This window comes from Vibrio sp. 99-8-1, from assembly GCF_013114595.1.
Lineage (GTDB): Bacteria > Pseudomonadota > Gammaproteobacteria > Enterobacterales > Vibrionaceae > Vibrio.
In genome coordinates this window covers 124,978-142,750 of sequence record NZ_VTXE01000011.1, presented here as the reverse complement: position 1 = coordinate 142,750, position 17,773 = coordinate 124,978, and the positions used below count along the sequence as shown (strand labels likewise).

Sequence of the window (17,773 nt, the reverse complement as noted above, 5' to 3'; positions counted from 1 at the left end):
GTTCAGCGAGAATTTATTGGCTGCTGATCAAGGCACTGATTTGAAGGCATAGTCATTCTACGGCAAGAATCAGTAACACAGAGCTGGAGCCAATAAAACTCGCCATTTGGGAGCACATCAACACGTCCATTTCTGCGTCAGATAATCTTGAAAGGGAATGCCATTCCTTCAATTATCTTTCTTGAACTGAACGTGTTGATGTTGCTCTGAATCCTGCATCTTGAGGTCACTTGAGTATATGACATATATCGGTCGATTTGCCCCATCACCTTCAGGCCCTCTTCACTTTGGCTCATTAGTCGCAGCACTTGGGAGTTACTTTCAAGCTAAACACAACCATGGTTTGTGGTTAGTACGAATGGAAGATCTTGACCCTCCTAGAGAAGTGAAAGGTGCAGCTAAGCTTATTCTACAAGCATTAGAACATTATCAACTATTTTGGGATAGTGAAGTCATCTATCAAAGTCAACGTCATACTATTTATCAACAACAAATAGATAAGTGGCTAGACAATCAACAAGCTTATTACTGTCAATGCAGTCGAAAACAGATCAAGCAAAATGGCGGTTTCTACCAAGGAACGTGTCGGCAAAAAAACGTAGCCAGTACAGGCAATGCGATTCGGCTGGTCATGCAGCACCCTACTTATCAGTTTCAAGATAAAAAGCACGGCATAATTACCATTCCGCCACAATTGGCTAATGAAGACTTTATTATTAAAAGGCGTGATGGGCTTTTTGCTTATAACCTAGCGGTTGTTATTGATGATATTGAACAGAACATAACAGAAGTGGTTCGGGGTGCAGATTTAATTGAACCGACCGGTAGGCAAATAAGTCTTTATCAGACATTAGGTAAACATAGCGTCAGTTATCTGCACCTACCGTTAGCTTTAGATAGCAAAGGCAATAAGCTATCAAAACAAAATCATGCTCAACCCATCGATATTAAAAATGTAAAACCGACCCTACTTCAAGCTATGTTATTTCTGGGTTTTGTATTCCCCAAGGATATAGAACAGGGCTCAGTAAAAGAGATTCTTCAGTGGGGATGTGAAAACTGGTCTATTTCCGCCCTAAGCGCAAAGTCAGAAATCATGTCACCATTCTCAAATGAACATTCTCAAACGAACAACTCTACGTTATCATAGCGCGATAACCGTGAGGTAGAGGAATGAGCAAGAAATCGTCAGACTCAATTCCTTAGAAAGCAACGACAATTGCAGCAAAGACTAAATAAGATTTAATTGGAGAAATCGCTCTGAATATTATTACCCGTGATGAACACAGTATTTCCAGACAAGATATTAGCGAAAATGCGCTGAAAGTACTTTATCGCCTGCATAAAGCGGGTTATGACGCCTTTTTAGTTGGTGGTGGTGTTCGCGATCTTCTGTTAGGCCAGAAGCCAAAAGACTTTGATATTGCAACCAACGCAACACCTGAACAGATCAAGCAGTTATTTAGAAATTGCCGCTTAATTGGTCGACGTTTTCGCTTAGCGCATATTATGTTTGGTCGTGAAATTATTGAAGTTGCTACTTTCAGAGGCCATCACCAAGAACCAACGAAAAACATCTCTGCCCAATCCGATGAAGGGATGTTGTTAAGAGACAATGTATACGGCTCTATTGAAGAAGACGCCGAACGCCGAGATTTCACTATCAACGCGATGTATTACAACATTGCCGACTACAGTATTCATGATTATGCCGAAGGGATGGAAGATCTAGAAGACCGTCTGATTCGTCTCATTGGAGATCCGCAAACTCGCTATAGAGAAGATCCAGTTCGAATGCTTAGAGCCGTTAGGTTCGCAGCCAAATTGGATATGGACATATGTGATACTACTGCAGACCCTATCCTAGAGCTCGCTCATTTATTAGAGGATATTCCTGCTGCTCGCCTGTTTGAAGAGTCATTAAAATTACTTCAATCCGGCCAAGGTCTGGAAACGTATTTCTTAATGCGGGACTACGATCTGTTTAATCCACTGTTTCCAATTATCGCACGCGACTTTACCGATGAAGGTGAAACTCATAGTGAGCAGATGCTGGAGCTGGTACTAGAGTCTACTGATAAGCGAATTAATGAAGGCAAGCGTATCAACCCTGCCTTTATGTTTGCAGCAATGCTTTGGTACCCATTAAATAAAGAAGCGCAATCTCTCATTGATGATAAAGGTTTCAATTATTACGATGCCATAATGGAAGCCAGCAACACAGTATTGGATGTGCAAGTAAAAACCTTAGCGATCCCAAGACGCCATACCGCAACAATTAGAGAGATCTGGCAATTACAGCTAAGACTACCAAGAAGAAGCGGTAAGCGCGCACAACGCCTTATGGAACTAAACAAGTTCCGTGCAGGTTTTGATTTTCTTGAGATGCGCGGAAAAATTGAAGGTGGAGAGACTGCCGAATTAGCGGCTTGGTGGCAGACATACCAAAACGCTGGACGTAACATGCGACAAGCTATGGTGAATGAACTTGGTCAAGATAAGCCTAACTATCGCCGCCGCAAGAACTACCGCAATAAAAAGAGCAAAGCAACGTCATGATCAAGGTCTATATTGCTATCGGAAGTAACTTATCCGATCCGGTAGCACAAGCAAATAATGCCATCGTTGCATTGCAGTCTTTACCTGAGTCGAAGCTTATCCAAGTCTCATCGCTTTATAGCAGTACTCCAATGGGGCCGAAAGAACAGCCTGATTACATTAATGCTGTAGCGGAGATCGATACGGATTTATCTCCGCTAAAACTACTTGAGCAGACACAAAACATAGAGCAACGTCATGGTCGTGTTCGCAAGGAACAGCGTTGGGGGCCGAGAACTCTCGACCTCGATATTCTGCTGTTCGGCGATCAAACCATAGAAACAGAAAGATTAACCGTCCCTCATTACGGAATGAAAGAACGAGAGTTTGTTCTTTATCCACTTGCTGAAATCGCACCAGAATTAACACTACCCGATGGAACTAAGCTCCAACAGTTGATTAAAACAGTCGCTAAAAATGGGCTTAGTGTTTGGCAACCTTAGCCAAAATCGAATAAGGAATAACAATGAAAAAAATCACTATTAATGACTTAATTAAGTGGAAGCAAGAGGGTAAAAAATTTGCCTCCTCCACCGCTTATGACGCCAGTTTCGCCCAGCTATTCGAACAACAAGAGATGCCAGTATTATTAGTTGGTGACTCATTAGGTATGGTACTGCAAGGTAAAAACGATACCCTGCCAGTGACAGTACAAGATATTGTCTACCATACTCGCTGTGTTCGAGCAGGAAGCCCAAACAGTTTACTCATGGCTGATATGCCATTCATGAGTTATGCCACTGCCGAACAAGCCTGTGAGAATGCCGCTGAGTTAATGAGAGCTGGCGCTAATATGGTAAAAATTGAAGGTGGTGACTGGCTGGTAGAAACCATAGAGAAACTCACACAGCGAGCAGTACCTGTGTGTGCACACTTAGGCTTAACCCCTCAATCTGTTAATATTTTTGGCGGTTACAAAGTCCAAGGCCGTGATGATGAAAAAGCAGAAAAAATGATACAAGACGCACTGGCATTAGAAGCTGCTGGCGCTCAAATTGTACTGCTTGAATGTGTTCCTGCCTCTCTAGCAAAAAGAATCACTGAAGCCGTTAGTGTCCCCGTGATCGGTATTGGAGCCGGTAATGTGACAGATGGTCAAATCCTCGTTATGCACGACATGTTTGGCATTTCAGCTAACTATATGCCTAAGTTTTCAAAGAATTTCTTAGCGGAAACGGGTGATATTCGCTCGGCGGTTAGTCAATATATTGAAGATGTGCATTCTGGTGCTTTCCCTAGCCCAGATCATACCATCGCGTAAGGTATAGAAGATGCAAACATTTGCAAATACTCAATCTCTGCAACAGCAGCTTGTTGAGCATCGTCGTGAAGGCAAAACAATCGCGTTGGTCCCTACCATGGGAAACTTGCATCAAGGACATTTAACCTTAGTAGAGGAAGCGGCCAAATTAGCAGATATTGTCGTCGTGACTATTTTTGTTAATCCTATGCAGTTTGAAAGAGCAGATGACCTCGCTAACTACCCAAGAACATTACAGCAAGATAGTGAAAAACTTGCACAAGCTGGGGTGGATTTTCTGTTTACTCCAACTAGCGAAGTCATGTATCCAGACGGGTTGGATAAGCAGACATTTGTAGAAGTCCCAACACTATCTCACATGCTAGAAGGTGCCTCTCGTCCCGGACATTTTCGCGGTGTGGCGACAATCGTAACAAAACTGTTTAATCTCGTTCAGCCTGATATTGCCTGCTTCGGAAAAAAAGATTACCAACAGTTAGCCGTTATTCGAAAAATGGTCACCGATCTCTGTATGAATATTGAGATAAAGGGCGTCGCTACGGTTCGCGAATCAGATGGTTTAGCCATGAGCTCTCGGAATGGATTATTGACCGAAGAACAACGCAAACAAGCGCCTACAGTAGCAAAAACCATGAACTGGATTGCAAGCCACGTCTCTCTTAACGAGCAAAACAATACCGAACTTATTGAACAAGCCTGCCAACAACTGCTTGCTGAAGGGTTGCAACCCGATGAGATATTTATACGAGATGCAGCGACGCTAGAATCACTTCACTGTGACTCAACTCATGCGGTTATTTTGATGTCGGCTTTTTTAGGTAAAGCGAGATTAATTGATAATCAAGTACAGGCACTTTAGCGCGTTACTAATTTAGTATGTACAAAAAATGGCGGTCATATGACCGCCATTTTTCTATTTAACCTCAACAAAACACCCGTGCACTAACTTCTTAGACCTATCCCTTTCGTCACCAAATAGTGAGCGATGGCGTAAAGTACCACAACAAAAGCCAGCAATACGCTAAATGAAGTCACAATAGCCACATCTGATACGCCTAAGAAACCATATCGGAAGGCGTTTACCATATACACTATTGGATTGATTTTAGATACACCCTGCCAAAGTTCGGGTAATAGATTAATCGAGTAAAATACACCACCTAAGTAAGTTAACGGCGTTAATACAAAGGTCGGGATGATGGAAACATCATCAAATGTTTTAGCAAAAATGGCATTGATTAAACCACCTAGTGAAAAAACAACGGATGTCATAAAGACGGTTGCAATAATGATTCCCCAATGATCTACCTGAAGATCGACAAAAAACAGAGAAACAACCGTAACAATAACCCCCACAGCTAATCCACGAGCGACGCCACCCATGACAAAACCCAAAATAATTATGTAATTGGGCACCGGGGCGACAAGTAACTCTTCTATATTTCGTTGAAATTTTGAGCTAAAAAATGAGGACGCAACATTAGAATAGGAGTTGGTTATAACAGACATCATAATCAAACCTGGAACAATGTATTCCATATAGCTAAAGCCGTTCATTTCACCTATTCGTGAGCCAATAAGGTTACCAAATATTATAAAATACAGCGTCATGGTGATTGCTGGCGGTACAAGAGTCTGAACCCAGATGCGGGTAAAGCGGTTAATCTCTTTCGTTAACAGGCTTTTAAAAGCCGTCCAGTATAATTGATACATTGTGTTCTACTTCCCACTCTGATCGCGTACGATGCCGACAAAAAGCTCTTCCAATCGGTTTGCTTTGTTGCGCATTGATAGCACATTAATGCCTTGTGATGTTAGCTGTGAAAACACCTGATTCAGCCCCTGAGTTTTATCAATCTCAATCTCAATTGAATCATTGTCCAGTACGCTTGTTTTCACCCCCTGCAGATCAGGACGCTCACTTCCAGGCTGAAGATCCAAAATAAACGTCTCTACGTGCAAGGTGTTTAACAAGTTCTTCATTGTGGTATTTTCAATTAACTCACCACGATTAATAATGCCGATGTTTCGACACAACATCTCAGCTTCTTCAAGGTAATGGGTAGTTAAGATGATGGTTATGCCTTGCTTATTTATTCTCTTTAAGAAATCCCACATTGAGCGACGTAATTCAATATCAACCCCTGCGGTAGGCTCATCCAAAATTAAAATATTGGGTTCATGCATCAAGGCACGAGCGATCATCAATCGCCTTTTCATACCACCAGATAGGTTTCTCGCACGCTCTGTACGCTTATCCCATAAATCAAGCTGAGTCAGGTACTTCTTCGCCCTCTCTTTAGCCATCTCGGGTGTCACACCATAATAACCCGCTTGTTGAATTACGATCTGCTCAACCGTTTCAAACTGATTAAAATTAAACTCTTGCGGTACTAACCCTAAATTCTGCTTTGCTCGCTCAAGTTCATCATCAATATCGTGACCAAACACTTTTACCCGACCAGAAGTTTTATTTACCAGTGAAGAGATAATACCTATTGTGGTAGATTTACCCGCCCCATTGGGACCAAGCAAGGCATAAAAATCACCTTTCTCTACTTGTAAGCTCACGCCTTTGAGGGCTTCGAACCCACCTGCGTAAGTTTTGGTTAAATTCTCGATTTCTAATGCATACATAATTTAATTCTTGTCTTATTTAGAAGCGCAGCCAATCTTTCTGCTTAGCTTATATATGGAGCTGAATAGAAAAAAAACAACGGTTTTAATTAGATTTAGCTAATAAAAATACCGACACCGCCAGAGCGAATTCGCCACCGGCCAGATCACAGGGATAACTACTCCAACCAGTACATAATTGACATAAAATTTCCGAGTACCTAAGCGAAACCTTGTGTATAGTACCGAGAGCAAAAAGGGGATTTACATGCCAGATATAAAAAATTTATTTGAAAAAAATGCGGCTTGGTCAGATAAAATGACCTCCGAAAGCCCGGAATATTTCACTAAATTAGTTAATAGACAGAGACCAGAGTATCTATGGATAGGGTGTTCTGATAGTCGAGTACCTGCAGAACTATTAACAGGGTTAGACTCCGGTGAGTTATTTGTTCACCGAAACGTAGCCAATCAAGTTATTCACACTGATTTAAACTGTCTGTCCGTTGTTCAGTACGCCATTGATGTATTAAAAGTTAAGCACGTTATAGTTTGTGGACATTATGGCTGCGGAGGCGTAAATGCCTCTATTGATAACCCGCCTCTAGGCTTAATTAACAACTGGATTCTTCATGTGAGGGATCTGTACCTAAAACATCGTGGCTGGCTTGGTAAGCTTCCTGAAGAGCAGCTTGGTGACCGACTCTGTGAGATTAACGTAGCGGAGCAAGTTTATAACCTAGGTAACTCTACCATCATGCAAAATGCATGGGAGAGAGGCCAAAAAGTCGATGTACATGGCGTGATCTATGGAATTGGTGACGGGAAACTTGTCGATTTAGGCATGCGGTGTGACAGCAGAGAGTCATTAGAAATTGTCTATCAAGATGCGATAAAAAATATCACTGACGGTAAATTGCTTAAGTAAGCGAGACAAAAAATGGGAGGCCAATCGATTGCCTCCCATTTTAAAAAAAACGATTACTCTTGAGGAACAACTTTGCCAATGTAAGGCAAATGGCGGTACTTCTGAGCGTAATCAATACCAACACCAACAACGAACTCATCAGGAATTTCAAAGCCAATCCATTTTACATCCACTTCCACTTCGCGGCGAGAAGGCTTATCCAGCAGAGTACAAATTTGAATCGAATTTGGTTCTCGAATAGACAGAATTTCGCACACCTTGCTCAAGGTATTGCCGGTATCAATGATGTCTTCCACTAAAAGAACATCTTTCCCTTTTATATCGTCATCCAGATCCTTAAGAATACGAACATCGCGAGAACTCTCCATACTATTTCCATAGCTCGATGCTGTCATAAAGTCCACGCAGTGGTTCATCTCAATAGCACGTGCAAGATCCGCCATAAAAACAAATGAGCCTCTTAGCAGACCAACTAAAACAAGTTCTGTTGAATCCCCGTAGTGCTCGGTAATTTGTTTACCCAATTCAATAACACGTTTCTGTACCTCTTGTTCAGAGATCATCACTTCAACTGTATGTTTCATTTTTTACTCGTTCCGTTAATCACCCGCCTATTATACTCAAGTAGTTTGAATATGCTTGCTTGAGAAAAAATTTTTGCTATTTTTTATTTTTTCTATTGCTGTTGAAACTGTTATTTCATGCGGGATATTGACGAAAATAATTCACTCAATCTTGCCGAATTCTTGCTCAATCTCAAATTAATGACATAAATATAAACAACAGCATTTGACCAATCGTATATGCACTTGTACACTCATCATGACGATATAAAAGTCAATATAACTATTAGAAATATAAAACAATCAACATCTTGGCAAGGTATATATAATGGATATGATTACAAAACGTCCTAGAACGCGTCTTTCTCCTCAAAAAAGAAAGCTTCAACTCATGGACATAGCACTAGAAGTATTTGCTCGTCGCGGTATTGGCCGTGGCGGTCACGCAGATATCGCCGATGTCGCACAGGTATCGGTAGCAACAGTATTTAACTACTTCCCTACCAGAGAAGATCTGGTTGACGAAGTCCTTCACCATGTTGTTCGTAATTTCTCAGGCTTTCTTAATGAGAATATCGACACATCACTACACGCGAAAGAGAACCTTAAAAATATTAGTCTACAGTTAATCGAACTGGTTCAGGAAGATAACTATTGGCTGAAAGTTTGGTTTGAATGGAGCGCATCAACACGTGATGAAGTATGGCCGCTGTATATGTCTCTTAATAAAAACAGTCGCCTATTGGTACAAAACATGTTTGAACAATCTATCTCTCGCGGTGAGATATGTGACAAACAAGATCCTGAAAATCTAACCAAAATGTTTCAGGCTATCTGTTATGCCATCTACCTAGAAGCACACAGAAACCCGGACCCAGACCATTTACATCAGTTTGCAGACAGTTTCTTAAATATGCTTTGCATCTATAAAGAAGATTGATCCCACTCTTCTTTATAAGTAGATAATCAGCTTATCGCAGATAGAAAAAAACCGCCAAATAGGCGGTTTTTTATTAACCGTTTATCGCTAAATTATTTCTTCTTTTTAGCTTTAGCATTTGGAAGATCGGTAATTGTACCTTCAAATACTTCTGCGGCCAAACCAACAGACTCATGCAGAGTCGGGTGAGCATGGATAGTCAATGCGATATCTTCCGCATCACAACCCATCTCAATAGCCAAACCGATTTCACCTAACAGCTCACCACCATTAGTACCAACAATTGCGCCACCAATCACTCGGTGTGTCTCTTTGTCAAAAATCAGCTTAGTCATACCATCTGCACAATCGGAAGCGATAGCACGTCCAGACGCAGCCCATGGGAAGGTTGCAACTTCATACTTAAGACCTTCTTCTTTCGCTTCTTTCTCTGTCTTACCTACCCAAGCGACTTCTGGCTCAGTATAAGCAATCGAAGGAATCACTTTAGGATCAAAGTAGTGTTTCTTACCAGAGATGACTTCTGCAGCGACATGCCCTTCATGCACACCTTTGTGAGCAAGCATTGGTTGACCAACAATATCACCAATAGCGTGAATATGAGGGATATTCGTACGCATCTGCTTATCAACATTGATAAAGCCACGTTCATCCACTTCAATGCCGGCTTTCTCTGCATCAAGCAGCTTACCATTTGGTACACGACCAATAGCCACAAGAACCGCGTCATAACGCTCAGGTTCTGCAGGAGCCTTCTTACCTTCCATAGTAACGTAGATACCGTCTTCTTTAGCTTCAACAGCGGTTACTTTGGTTTGTAGCATCAAGTTGAACTTGTTCTTAATGCGTTTGGTATAGACTTTAACGATATCTTTATCAGCGGCAGGAATCACTTGATCGAACATCTCTACAACATCGATCTGAGATCCCAGAGAGTGATACACAGTTCCCATTTCAAGTCCGATGATACCACCGCCCATGATCAGTAACTTACCTGGAACTTCTTTCAGCTCAAGAGCATCTGTTGAGTCCCAAATACGCGGATCTTCATGAGGAATGAAGGGTAATTTAATCGGGCGAGAACCCGCAGCAACAATGGCATTATCAAAGTTAACCGTGGTTTTACCTTCTTCACCGTCCACTTCGATAGAGTTAGGGCCAGTAAATTTACCAAAACCATTTACTACCGTTACTTTACGCATCTTAGCCATTCCGCCAAGACCACCAGTAAGCTGATTAATTACCTTTTCTTTCCAAAGACGGATTTTAGTAATATCCGTTTGCGGCTCACCAAACACGATACCGTGCTCAGCTAGCGCTTTGGCTTCTTCAATTACTTTTGCCACGTGAAGTAGTGCTTTTGATGGGATACACCCAACATTAAGACACACACCACCTAGCGAGCTATAACGCTCAATTAATACGGTTTCCAATCCTAGGTCTGCACAGCGGAATGCAGCAGAGTATCCAGCCGGTCCCGCACCAAGTACAACCACTTGGGCTTTAATTTCTTTGCTCATTGTGACCTCTTGTAGTCATTATCCCTAATAGGCTGATGTTCTTTTTCTTTTCAGACCGCGATAGTTTACAAAGATGTTAACGAAGTGAAAAGAAATTCCCCGTAGCCTGTGAGCTATACAACAATTCCTCTTGATGAAAATTCAATTGAAGCGGAATCGGTTGCTCTCATGATGAAAGATAAGGTGGTTATACAACCACCTTATCATCTATACGTTACAGTACTAAACGACGGATATCAGACAGACATCCATTTAAGTAAGTAATAAAGCGCGCACCTTCTGCACCATCAACCACACGGTGGTCATACGATAGTGACAAAGGAAGTTGCAGACGTGGAACGAAGTCTTGTCCATTCCAAACTGGCTTCATTTCAGACTTAGACACACCTAAGATTGCCACTTCTGGTGCATTAACGATCGGCGTAAATGCCGTACCACCAATACCACCAAGACTTGAAATAGTGAAGCAACCACCTTGCATATCTGCTGCGGTCAGTTTACCTGAACGCGCTTTCTTCGATACAGCCATGAGCTCTTCTGAAAGCTCATAAATACCTTTTTTGTTCACATCTTTAAAGACAGGTACAACAAGGCCATTCGGTGTATCTACTGCGATACCAATATTTACATACTGCTTCAGAATCAGGTTTTCACCATCTTCAGAAAGAGAAGAGTTGAAGGATGGGAATGCTTCTAACGCCTTCGCTGCCGCTTTCATGATAAAGACAAGAGGGGTAATTTTAATACCCGAATCTCTCTTAGCTTCAGCTGCATTCTGCTCCTTACGGAATTTCTCTAGCTCAGTGATGTCAGCATTATCCCATTGTGTCACATGAGGAATCATCACCCAGTTACGGTGTAAATTGGCACCAGAGATTTTCTTAATGCGTGACAAAGGTTTCGTTTCAATATCACCAAACTTACTGAAATCGATATTCGGCCATGGTAGTAAACCAAGAGCGCTACCGTCACCTTTGCCTGAGCCTGCACCAGCTTCTAGACGTTTAAGCGCTTCTTTTACATAGCTTTGAACATCTTCTTTAAGGATACGGCTCTTACGGCCGGTTCCTTTTACTTTGGCAAGGTTAACACCAAACTCGCGAGCAATTCTGCGTACAACAGGTGATGCATGCGCGTACTCGTGGTTTTCTTTAAACTCTTCTGCCGATGCAGATTTTTGCTCTACCACTGCTTTTGCAGGTTCAGCCGCTTTAGGCGAATCCGAGACAGACGGTTCTGCAACAGCTGTCGCAGCCGTTGGCGCTGCTGGCGCACTACCAAGAGTTTCAAAGACCATAATCAATGAACCCGTTGATACTTTATCGCCTTCAGCAACTTTGATCTCTTTTAGCGTACCATTAAATGGCGCTGGTACTTCCATTGAAGCTTTATCACCTTCAACAGTAATGAGTGATTGCTCTTCTTCAATCTCATCACCAATAGAAACCATGATCTCTGTTACTTCAACTTCATCACCACCAATATCAGGTACTGTGACTTCTTTAAGTTCAGCCGCCGCTACCGGAGCAGGAGCCGCATCAGCAGCAGGCGCTTGAGCTGGCTCAGCTTCACCGGCGCCTTCTTCTGTATCAAAAATCATGATTAATGAGCCAGTGGTGACTTTATCACCTTCAGCTACTTTAATTTCTTTTACTGTACCCGCTTGCGATGCAGGTACTTCCATTGAAGCTTTATCACCTTCAACGGTAATAAGAGACTGTTCTTCTTCAACCTTGTCACCAACGCTTACAAGAATTTCAGTAACTTCAACCTCATCGGCACCAATATCAGGTACATTAATTTCGATTGCCATTATTTATTACCTCTTAAGCGTATAGCGGATTTGTTTTTTCAGTATCGATATCAAACTTCTTGATAGCTTCAGCTACCACTGAGTTATTAATATCACCACGTTTAGCTAACTCACTAAGAGCTGCAACCACTACGTAGCCTGCATTCACTTCAAAATGACGACGTAAGTTATCACGGCTATCTGAACGACCGAAACCATCAGTACCCAGCACTTTATAAGACTCTGCTGGAACATATGCGCGAACTTGTTCCGCATAGTTTTTCATGTAATCCGTTGCTGCAATAGCAGGCTCAGTGCCCATCACTTCAGCAATGTAAGGAACCTGTGCTTTCGCTTCTGGGTGAAGCATATTGAAACGCTCTACCGCTTGTCCATCACGAGTCACTTCGTTGAAAGAAGTCACAGAATAAACATCTGACGACACGCCATACTCTTCACTCAGAATCTCTGCCGCTTTACGAACTTCATTCATGATAGTACCAGAGCTCATCAATTGAACTTTGGCCTTCTTACCACGGCCTTTCGCTTTATGACTCTCTAGTTTATAGATACCTTTACGAATACCCTCTTCTGCCCCTTCAGGCATTGCTGGCATAGCGTAGTTTTCATTCATTAGAGTCAGGTAATAGAATACGTTCTCTTGATTCTCACCGTACATACGACGGATACCATCCTGCATAATAACCGCCAACTCATAAGCAAACGTTGGATCGTAAGAGATGCAGTTAGGCACTGTATTAGCTTGAATATGAGAATGACCATCCTCATGCTGCAAACCTTCACCGTTCAATGTTGTACGACCGGCAGTCGCACCCAGTAGGAAACCACGAGCTTGCTGGTCACCAGCCATCCATGCCATATCACCAACACGTTGGAAACCAAACATAGAGTAGTAAATGTAGAATGGAATCATTGGCAAGTCATTGGTGCTGTATGATGTTGCTGCCGCTACCCAAGATGACATTGCACCCAGTTCATTGATCCCTTCTTGGAGAACTTGTCCTGATGTTGCTTCTTTATAGTAAGACACTACACCACGATCTTCTGGCGTATATTCCTGACCATGTGGGTTATAAATACCGACCTGACGGAATAGACCTTCCATACCAAAAGTACGGGCTTCATCAGCGATAATAGGAACAATATTCTTACCAATGCTCTTATCTTTTAGCAGAACATTAAGCGAACGAACAAATGCCATCGTGGTTGAAATATCACGCTTCTGCTCCACTAATAGTGCAGAAAATGCATCAATTTCTGGTACGACAAACTCTTGGCTAAACTTAGGCAAGCGCTTAGGCGTATAACCATGTAACGCATTACGACGAGCGTGAAGATAGTTAAACTCAGCAGAACCTTCTTCTAACTTCAAGTATGGAAGTTGTTTGATTTGCTCATCATCAAGAAGGTCTTGTAGGCCAAGACGATCACGCATGTGCTGAACATGGGACATATCCATTTTCTTAACACCGTGCGCAATGTTTTGTCCTTCCGCGGCTTTACCCATGCCATAACCTTTAATGGTTTTAGCAAGAATAACCGTTGGGCGGCCATCAGTTTGCTCAGCATTTTTGAACGCAGCGTACAGTTTAGATGAGTCATGTCCGCCACGTTTTAGAGCGAAGATCTCATCGTCTGTCATATCGGCAACTAATGCCGCAGTTTCAGGATAACGTCCAAAGAAATGTTCACGTACGTACGCGCCATCTTTCGACTTAAATGTTTGGTAGTCACCATCCACAACTTCGTTCATCAACTGAAGAAGTTTACCAGAGGTGTCTTTTGCTAGTAGAGCATCCCAGCTGCTACCCCAGATAACTTTAACTACATTCCAACCCGCCCCTTTAAACAGGCCTTCCAGTTCTTGAATGATCTTGCCATTACCCATCACTGGGCCATCAAGACGCTGTAGATTACAGTTAATAACAAAACAGAGGTTATCCAGTTTTTCGCGAGCTGCAAATGAGATTGCGCCACGAGATTCTGGCTCATCCATTTCACCATCACCAAGGAAAGCATATACACGTTGCTCGCTAGTCTCTTTTAGCTCACGGCCTTCAAGATATTTAAGGAAACGCGCTTGGTAGATTGCAGAGATTGGTCCTAGACCCATTGATACAGTTGGGAACTGCCAAAACTCAGGCATTAATTTAGGGTGAGGATAAGAAGGAATACCTTTACCATCAACTTCTTGACGGAAGTTATCCAGTTGCTCTTCAGTTAAACGGCCTTCAACAAAAGCACGGGAATAGATACCCGGAGAGATATGACCTTGATAATAAACTAAGTCGCCACCGTCTTTTTCATTTGGAGCGCGGAAGAAATGGTTGAAACATGTCTCATAGAATGCTGCGGATGATTGGAATGACGCCATATGGCCACCAAGATCGAGATCTTTTTTAGAGGCACGAAGTACAATCATGATGGCATTCCATCGAATGATTGAACGAATACGTCGCTCTAATGTTGTGTCACCTGGGTAGGCAGGTTCTTGATCGGCTGGGATGGTATTAATGTAGTTTGTAGTGATACCAGTTGGCATATCTACACCATCAAGGCGTGCTTTATCTAAAACTTGCTCTAGTAAGAACTGGGCACGCTCGACACCTTCTTCACGTACTACTGATTCAAGAGCTTGTAGCCACTCTTGTGTTTCCAGTGCATCAACGTCATTCTTCATGACTTCAGACATGGCGGTCTATCCTTTTGTTAGTTGGATCTAATGAACATGCAATGAACCAATTAAGACTCATTACTTTGCTGGATTCTGCGTAACGAGCGCTTTCTTCGGCTCTCTTCACGAGTTAAGTCCAACAATGTTTCTTCGATATAAGCTAAATGAGAATGAGACATTTCACGAGCCAGTTTAGGCTCTCCAGAAAGTATCGCATCAACGATATTAGCTCTGTGTCTACTTACTTTATCCACCACTTCATTGCGGCGATGTAATAGTTTTAAATTCTGTAATACATTTTGCTCTAGAAGAGGTGCCAAGCTTCGAACAATGTGTAACAACACAACATTGTGAGCGGCTTCTGTGATAGCAATTAGCGAGTCCATCACGGCTGCGGCTTCGTCCGCAACGTTCTTCTCTTCTTCAGCTTTAAAAATTCGTTCCTGACATTGACGAATTCTTGAAAAATCTTCTTCAGTGCCACGCAAGGCTGCAAAATAGGCAGAAACACCTTCGAGTGCGTGACGAGACTCCAGTAAGTCTAGTTGAGCTTCTTGATGAGTCGACAATAAATCGAGTAAAGGATCTGAAAAACCTTGCCAAAGAGACTCACTGACAAATGTCCCACCACCTTGACGACGAGTGAGCAAGCGTCTTGCCTCTAAGCGTTGGATTGCTTCTCGAATAGAAGGACGTGACACATCAAACTGTAAAGCCAGCTCTCGCTCCGGTGGCAACTGCTGCCCTGGAGAAAATGTTCCTTCCATTATCAGCCGCTCTAGCTCTTTTTCTATAACATCTGAGAGCTTAGGCTGACGAATCCTTTGATAAGCCATTTCGGTTTTGTCTACTCTTATTATTAATTTTGAATATGTAAATTGGTAATACCAATTTCAGAGTGGCGTAAAATTTAACATAAGCCCAACCTTTATGTCCAGATGAAAATTGATATAAGTCATAAAATGCTTTTAATTTAACGGGTTAATAACATAATAAGTCATTATGTGAACAACAAAGAGGGCAAGGCATTACATTTGCGCCAAAGAATATGCAACTTGATATTAAAAATTGGTTATTTAAAACGTTTGGTTATTAAAAACAGAGGCTTATTTAAAAAGGTATGATGAGCTGAGGAAGGAACCACCTAAAATCGGGGGTCCTGCGAGTCGAGTTATCTGAGTGTAGTCAGTCAATAAGAGTAGACTCGCACTTGTGTTGCTAGCAGGATCACGCTCTGCCCTTACTTGCAACACTCAACAGGAAGTGGGGGACTTTATAAATCAGAGCCATTGATCAACTGACGATAATGACGCCAATCAAACACCAAGCCCGGATCAGTTTTTCGCAACGGTGCAATATATTGATGACCGGTAATTCTTTGCGAAGTAATCATGGGAAATCGGTTCTGCAACAGTAACGTCAACTGACTCAAGGACAGATACTGCTCATCAGTATAAACATCAAAATCCGTACCTTCTAACTCGATGCCAATAGAGTAATCATTACATCGCTCTACTCCAGCATAGCTCGACTGTCCAGCGTGCCAGGCTCTATCATAAAACGAGACAAATTGTATTATTTCTCCCGTTCTCTTTATTAGGCAGTGAGCGGATACCCGCATAGTATGTATCACCTTGAAAAAAGGGTGAGCATCAGGGTTTAATTGACCCGTGAAGAAATGCTCGATCGAATCATTACCATACTCTCCCGGAGGTAAGCTAATATTATGTATCACTAACAAAGAGATATCAGCATTGTCTGGTCGATAATCAAAATGTTCAGAAGGGACCTTTTTTACCTTCTGTAGCCATCCATCATTATCAATAATCATTCAACTTCCACCATCATTCTAACTAAAGGGTATTTTACAGCGAAATTATACGTTCTTTTGAGAGATTTACTGCTGAATTTCTTCACAAGCAGGAGTATTATGCCTGTCACCTCAACTTCTTTGATGCCAATTCGATGATAAAAAATACTCATAATAGCCAAGCTCGACTTGAATACTTAAAAAAACAACTGCCTCTTGAGATAACTCGTGCTGTTGCCGAAACATTACGTGAGGATCTCGGTGGCTCACTAGAGTCTAGTGCTGACATAACCGCTAATTTGATCCCAGCAGATGCTCAAAATACCGCGACAATCATCACTCGTGAACAGGGTATTTTTTGCGGACAAGCTTGGGCAGACGAAGTATTTGTTCAGCTAGGAAATGAAGTGAAAATTGAGTGGCACGTTAACGATGGTGACTCAGTTGAACCAAACCAAGTTTTATGTACATTAAGTGGGCCATCTCGCGTATTGCTAACGGGTGAACGAAATGCCATGAATTTTATTCAAACACTTTCAGGCTGCGCCACCACAACCGCACGTTATGCAGAAAAGTTAGCCGGAACAAATTGCCGACTTTTGGATACTCGTAAAACGATCCCAGGACTGCGTAGTGCTCTGAAATATGCGGTAACTTGTGGGGGTGGTTTTAACCATCGAATTGGCGTGTTTGATGCTTACTTAATAAAAGAGAATCACATTATTGCTTGTGGTGGCATAGAGAAAGCGATCAGTACAGCCAAGCAGCTCAATCCGGGAAAACCCGTGGAGATTGAAACAGAATCGCTACAAGAACTGCAAGCGGCTATTGATGCTGGTGCTGATATCGTGATGCTGGATAACTTCACTACTGACATGATGCGTGAAGCGGTAAAAATAAATGCGGGACGTGCTGCACTGGAAAACTCAGGCAATGTCACACTCGATACCATTCGTGAATATGCTGAAACAGGGGTTGACTATATCTCTGTTGGCGCACTCACTAAGCATCTGAAAGCGATGGATCTCTCCATGCGTTTTAAATAGGGCA

The 17,773-nt window shown here is 42.2% G+C and carries 15 protein-coding genes and 1 pseudogene; 8 read left to right on the top strand and 8 right to left on the bottom strand.

Going from position 1 to position 17,773, the window contains the following annotated elements; genetic code table 11:
- The first annotated feature begins 238 nt into the window (after positions 1–238).
- The 5 genes and pseudogenes from gluQRS (at position 239) to panC (ending at position 4,718) form a co-directional block, all read left to right on the top strand.
- Positions 239–1,150: a tRNA glutamyl-Q(34) synthetase GluQRS gene (gene gluQRS / locus F0227_RS08250; RefSeq protein ID WP_171752716.1), complete on the top strand. Its 912-nt coding sequence runs from the start codon at positions 239–241 to the stop codon at positions 1,148–1,150.
- Positions 1,151–1,235: 85 nt separating this feature from the next.
- Positions 1,236–2,559: pseudogene (pcnB, locus tag F0227_RS08245) on the top strand (polynucleotide adenylyltransferase PcnB).
- Positions 2,556–3,041, top strand: coding sequence for a 2-amino-4-hydroxy-6-hydroxymethyldihydropteridine diphosphokinase (gene folK, locus F0227_RS08240; protein WP_171752715.1), 486 nt, complete (start codon positions 2,556–2,558; stop codon positions 3,039–3,041). Before pcnB ends, folK begins: the two are co-directional and overlap by 4 nt.
- A 23-nt stretch (positions 3,042–3,064) precedes the next feature.
- Positions 3,065–3,859, top strand: a complete 795-nt coding sequence (panB, locus tag F0227_RS08235) for a 3-methyl-2-oxobutanoate hydroxymethyltransferase (protein WP_171752714.1) — start codon at positions 3,065–3,067, stop codon at positions 3,857–3,859.
- Positions 3,860–3,869: 10 nt separating this feature from the next.
- The gene (gene panC, locus F0227_RS08230) at positions 3,870–4,718 is read left to right on the top strand and encodes a pantoate--beta-alanine ligase (protein WP_171752713.1); all 849 of its coding nucleotides are present in this window, start codon (positions 3,870–3,872) and stop codon (positions 4,716–4,718) included.
- Between the two features lie 83 nt (positions 4,719–4,801).
- Here the strand turns inward: panC and F0227_RS08225 are convergent, their stop codons facing one another.
- Both F0227_RS08225 and F0227_RS08220 read right to left on the bottom strand, forming a co-directional pair.
- Complete coding sequence (locus F0227_RS08225; protein WP_171752712.1) at positions 4,802–5,572, bottom strand: ABC transporter permease; 771 nt, start codon at positions 5,570–5,572, stop codon at positions 4,802–4,804.
- 6 nt (positions 5,573–5,578) lie between these two features.
- On the bottom strand, positions 5,579–6,496 hold the full coding sequence (locus F0227_RS08220) for an ABC transporter ATP-binding protein (RefSeq protein ID WP_171752711.1): 918 nt from the start codon (positions 6,494–6,496) through the stop codon (positions 5,579–5,581).
- A gap of 247 nt (positions 6,497–6,743) precedes the next feature.
- Here F0227_RS08220 and can point away from each other — a divergent pair, with 247 nt between their 5' ends.
- Positions 6,744–7,403: a carbonate dehydratase gene (gene can, locus F0227_RS08215; protein ID WP_171752710.1), complete on the top strand. Its 660-nt coding sequence runs from the start codon at positions 6,744–6,746 to the stop codon at positions 7,401–7,403.
- A 53-nt stretch (positions 7,404–7,456) separates the two neighbouring features.
- On the opposite strand, the gene hpt is transcribed toward can, so the two are convergent.
- Positions 7,457–7,987 (bottom strand): hypoxanthine phosphoribosyltransferase, encoded by a 531-nt coding sequence (hpt, locus tag F0227_RS08210; protein WP_171752709.1) that lies wholly within the window; start codon positions 7,985–7,987, stop codon positions 7,457–7,459.
- A gap of 307 nt (positions 7,988–8,294) precedes the next feature.
- On the opposite strand from hpt, the gene F0227_RS08205 reads away from it, so the two are divergent.
- The gene (locus tag F0227_RS08205) at positions 8,295–8,906 is read left to right on the top strand and encodes a TetR/AcrR family transcriptional regulator (protein ID WP_171752708.1); all 612 of its coding nucleotides are present in this window, start codon (positions 8,295–8,297) and stop codon (positions 8,904–8,906) included.
- 92 nt (positions 8,907–8,998) lie between these two features.
- Here the strand turns inward: F0227_RS08205 and lpdA are convergent, their stop codons facing one another.
- The 5 genes from lpdA to ampD form a co-directional block, all read right to left on the bottom strand.
- The gene (gene lpdA / locus F0227_RS08200; RefSeq protein ID WP_171752707.1) at positions 8,999–10,426 is read right to left on the bottom strand and encodes a dihydrolipoyl dehydrogenase; all 1,428 of its coding nucleotides are present in this window, start codon (positions 10,424–10,426) and stop codon (positions 8,999–9,001) included.
- Positions 10,427–10,640: 214 nt separating this feature from the next.
- Complete coding sequence (gene aceF, locus F0227_RS08195; RefSeq protein ID WP_171752706.1) at positions 10,641–12,239, bottom strand: pyruvate dehydrogenase complex dihydrolipoyllysine-residue acetyltransferase; 1,599 nt, start codon at positions 12,237–12,239, stop codon at positions 10,641–10,643.
- 13 nt (positions 12,240–12,252) lie between these two features.
- A complete protein-coding gene (gene aceE / locus F0227_RS08190; RefSeq protein ID WP_171752705.1) occupies positions 12,253–14,931 on the bottom strand; it encodes a pyruvate dehydrogenase (acetyl-transferring), homodimeric type in 2,679 nt (892 codons plus the stop codon).
- A gap of 50 nt (positions 14,932–14,981) precedes the next feature.
- The gene (pdhR, locus tag F0227_RS08185; protein WP_171752704.1) at positions 14,982–15,749 is read right to left on the bottom strand and encodes a pyruvate dehydrogenase complex transcriptional repressor PdhR; all 768 of its coding nucleotides are present in this window, start codon (positions 15,747–15,749) and stop codon (positions 14,982–14,984) included.
- 437 nt (positions 15,750–16,186) lie between these two features.
- Positions 16,187–16,744, bottom strand: a complete 558-nt coding sequence (gene ampD / locus F0227_RS08180; protein ID WP_171752703.1) for a 1,6-anhydro-N-acetylmuramyl-L-alanine amidase AmpD — start codon at positions 16,742–16,744, stop codon at positions 16,187–16,189.
- 137 nt (positions 16,745–16,881) lie between these two features.
- Between ampD and nadC the strand changes: the two genes are divergently transcribed.
- Positions 16,882–17,769, top strand: a complete 888-nt coding sequence (gene nadC / locus F0227_RS08175) for a carboxylating nicotinate-nucleotide diphosphorylase (protein WP_171752717.1) — start codon at positions 16,882–16,884, stop codon at positions 17,767–17,769.
- Positions 17,770–17,773: the final 4 nt, after the last annotated feature.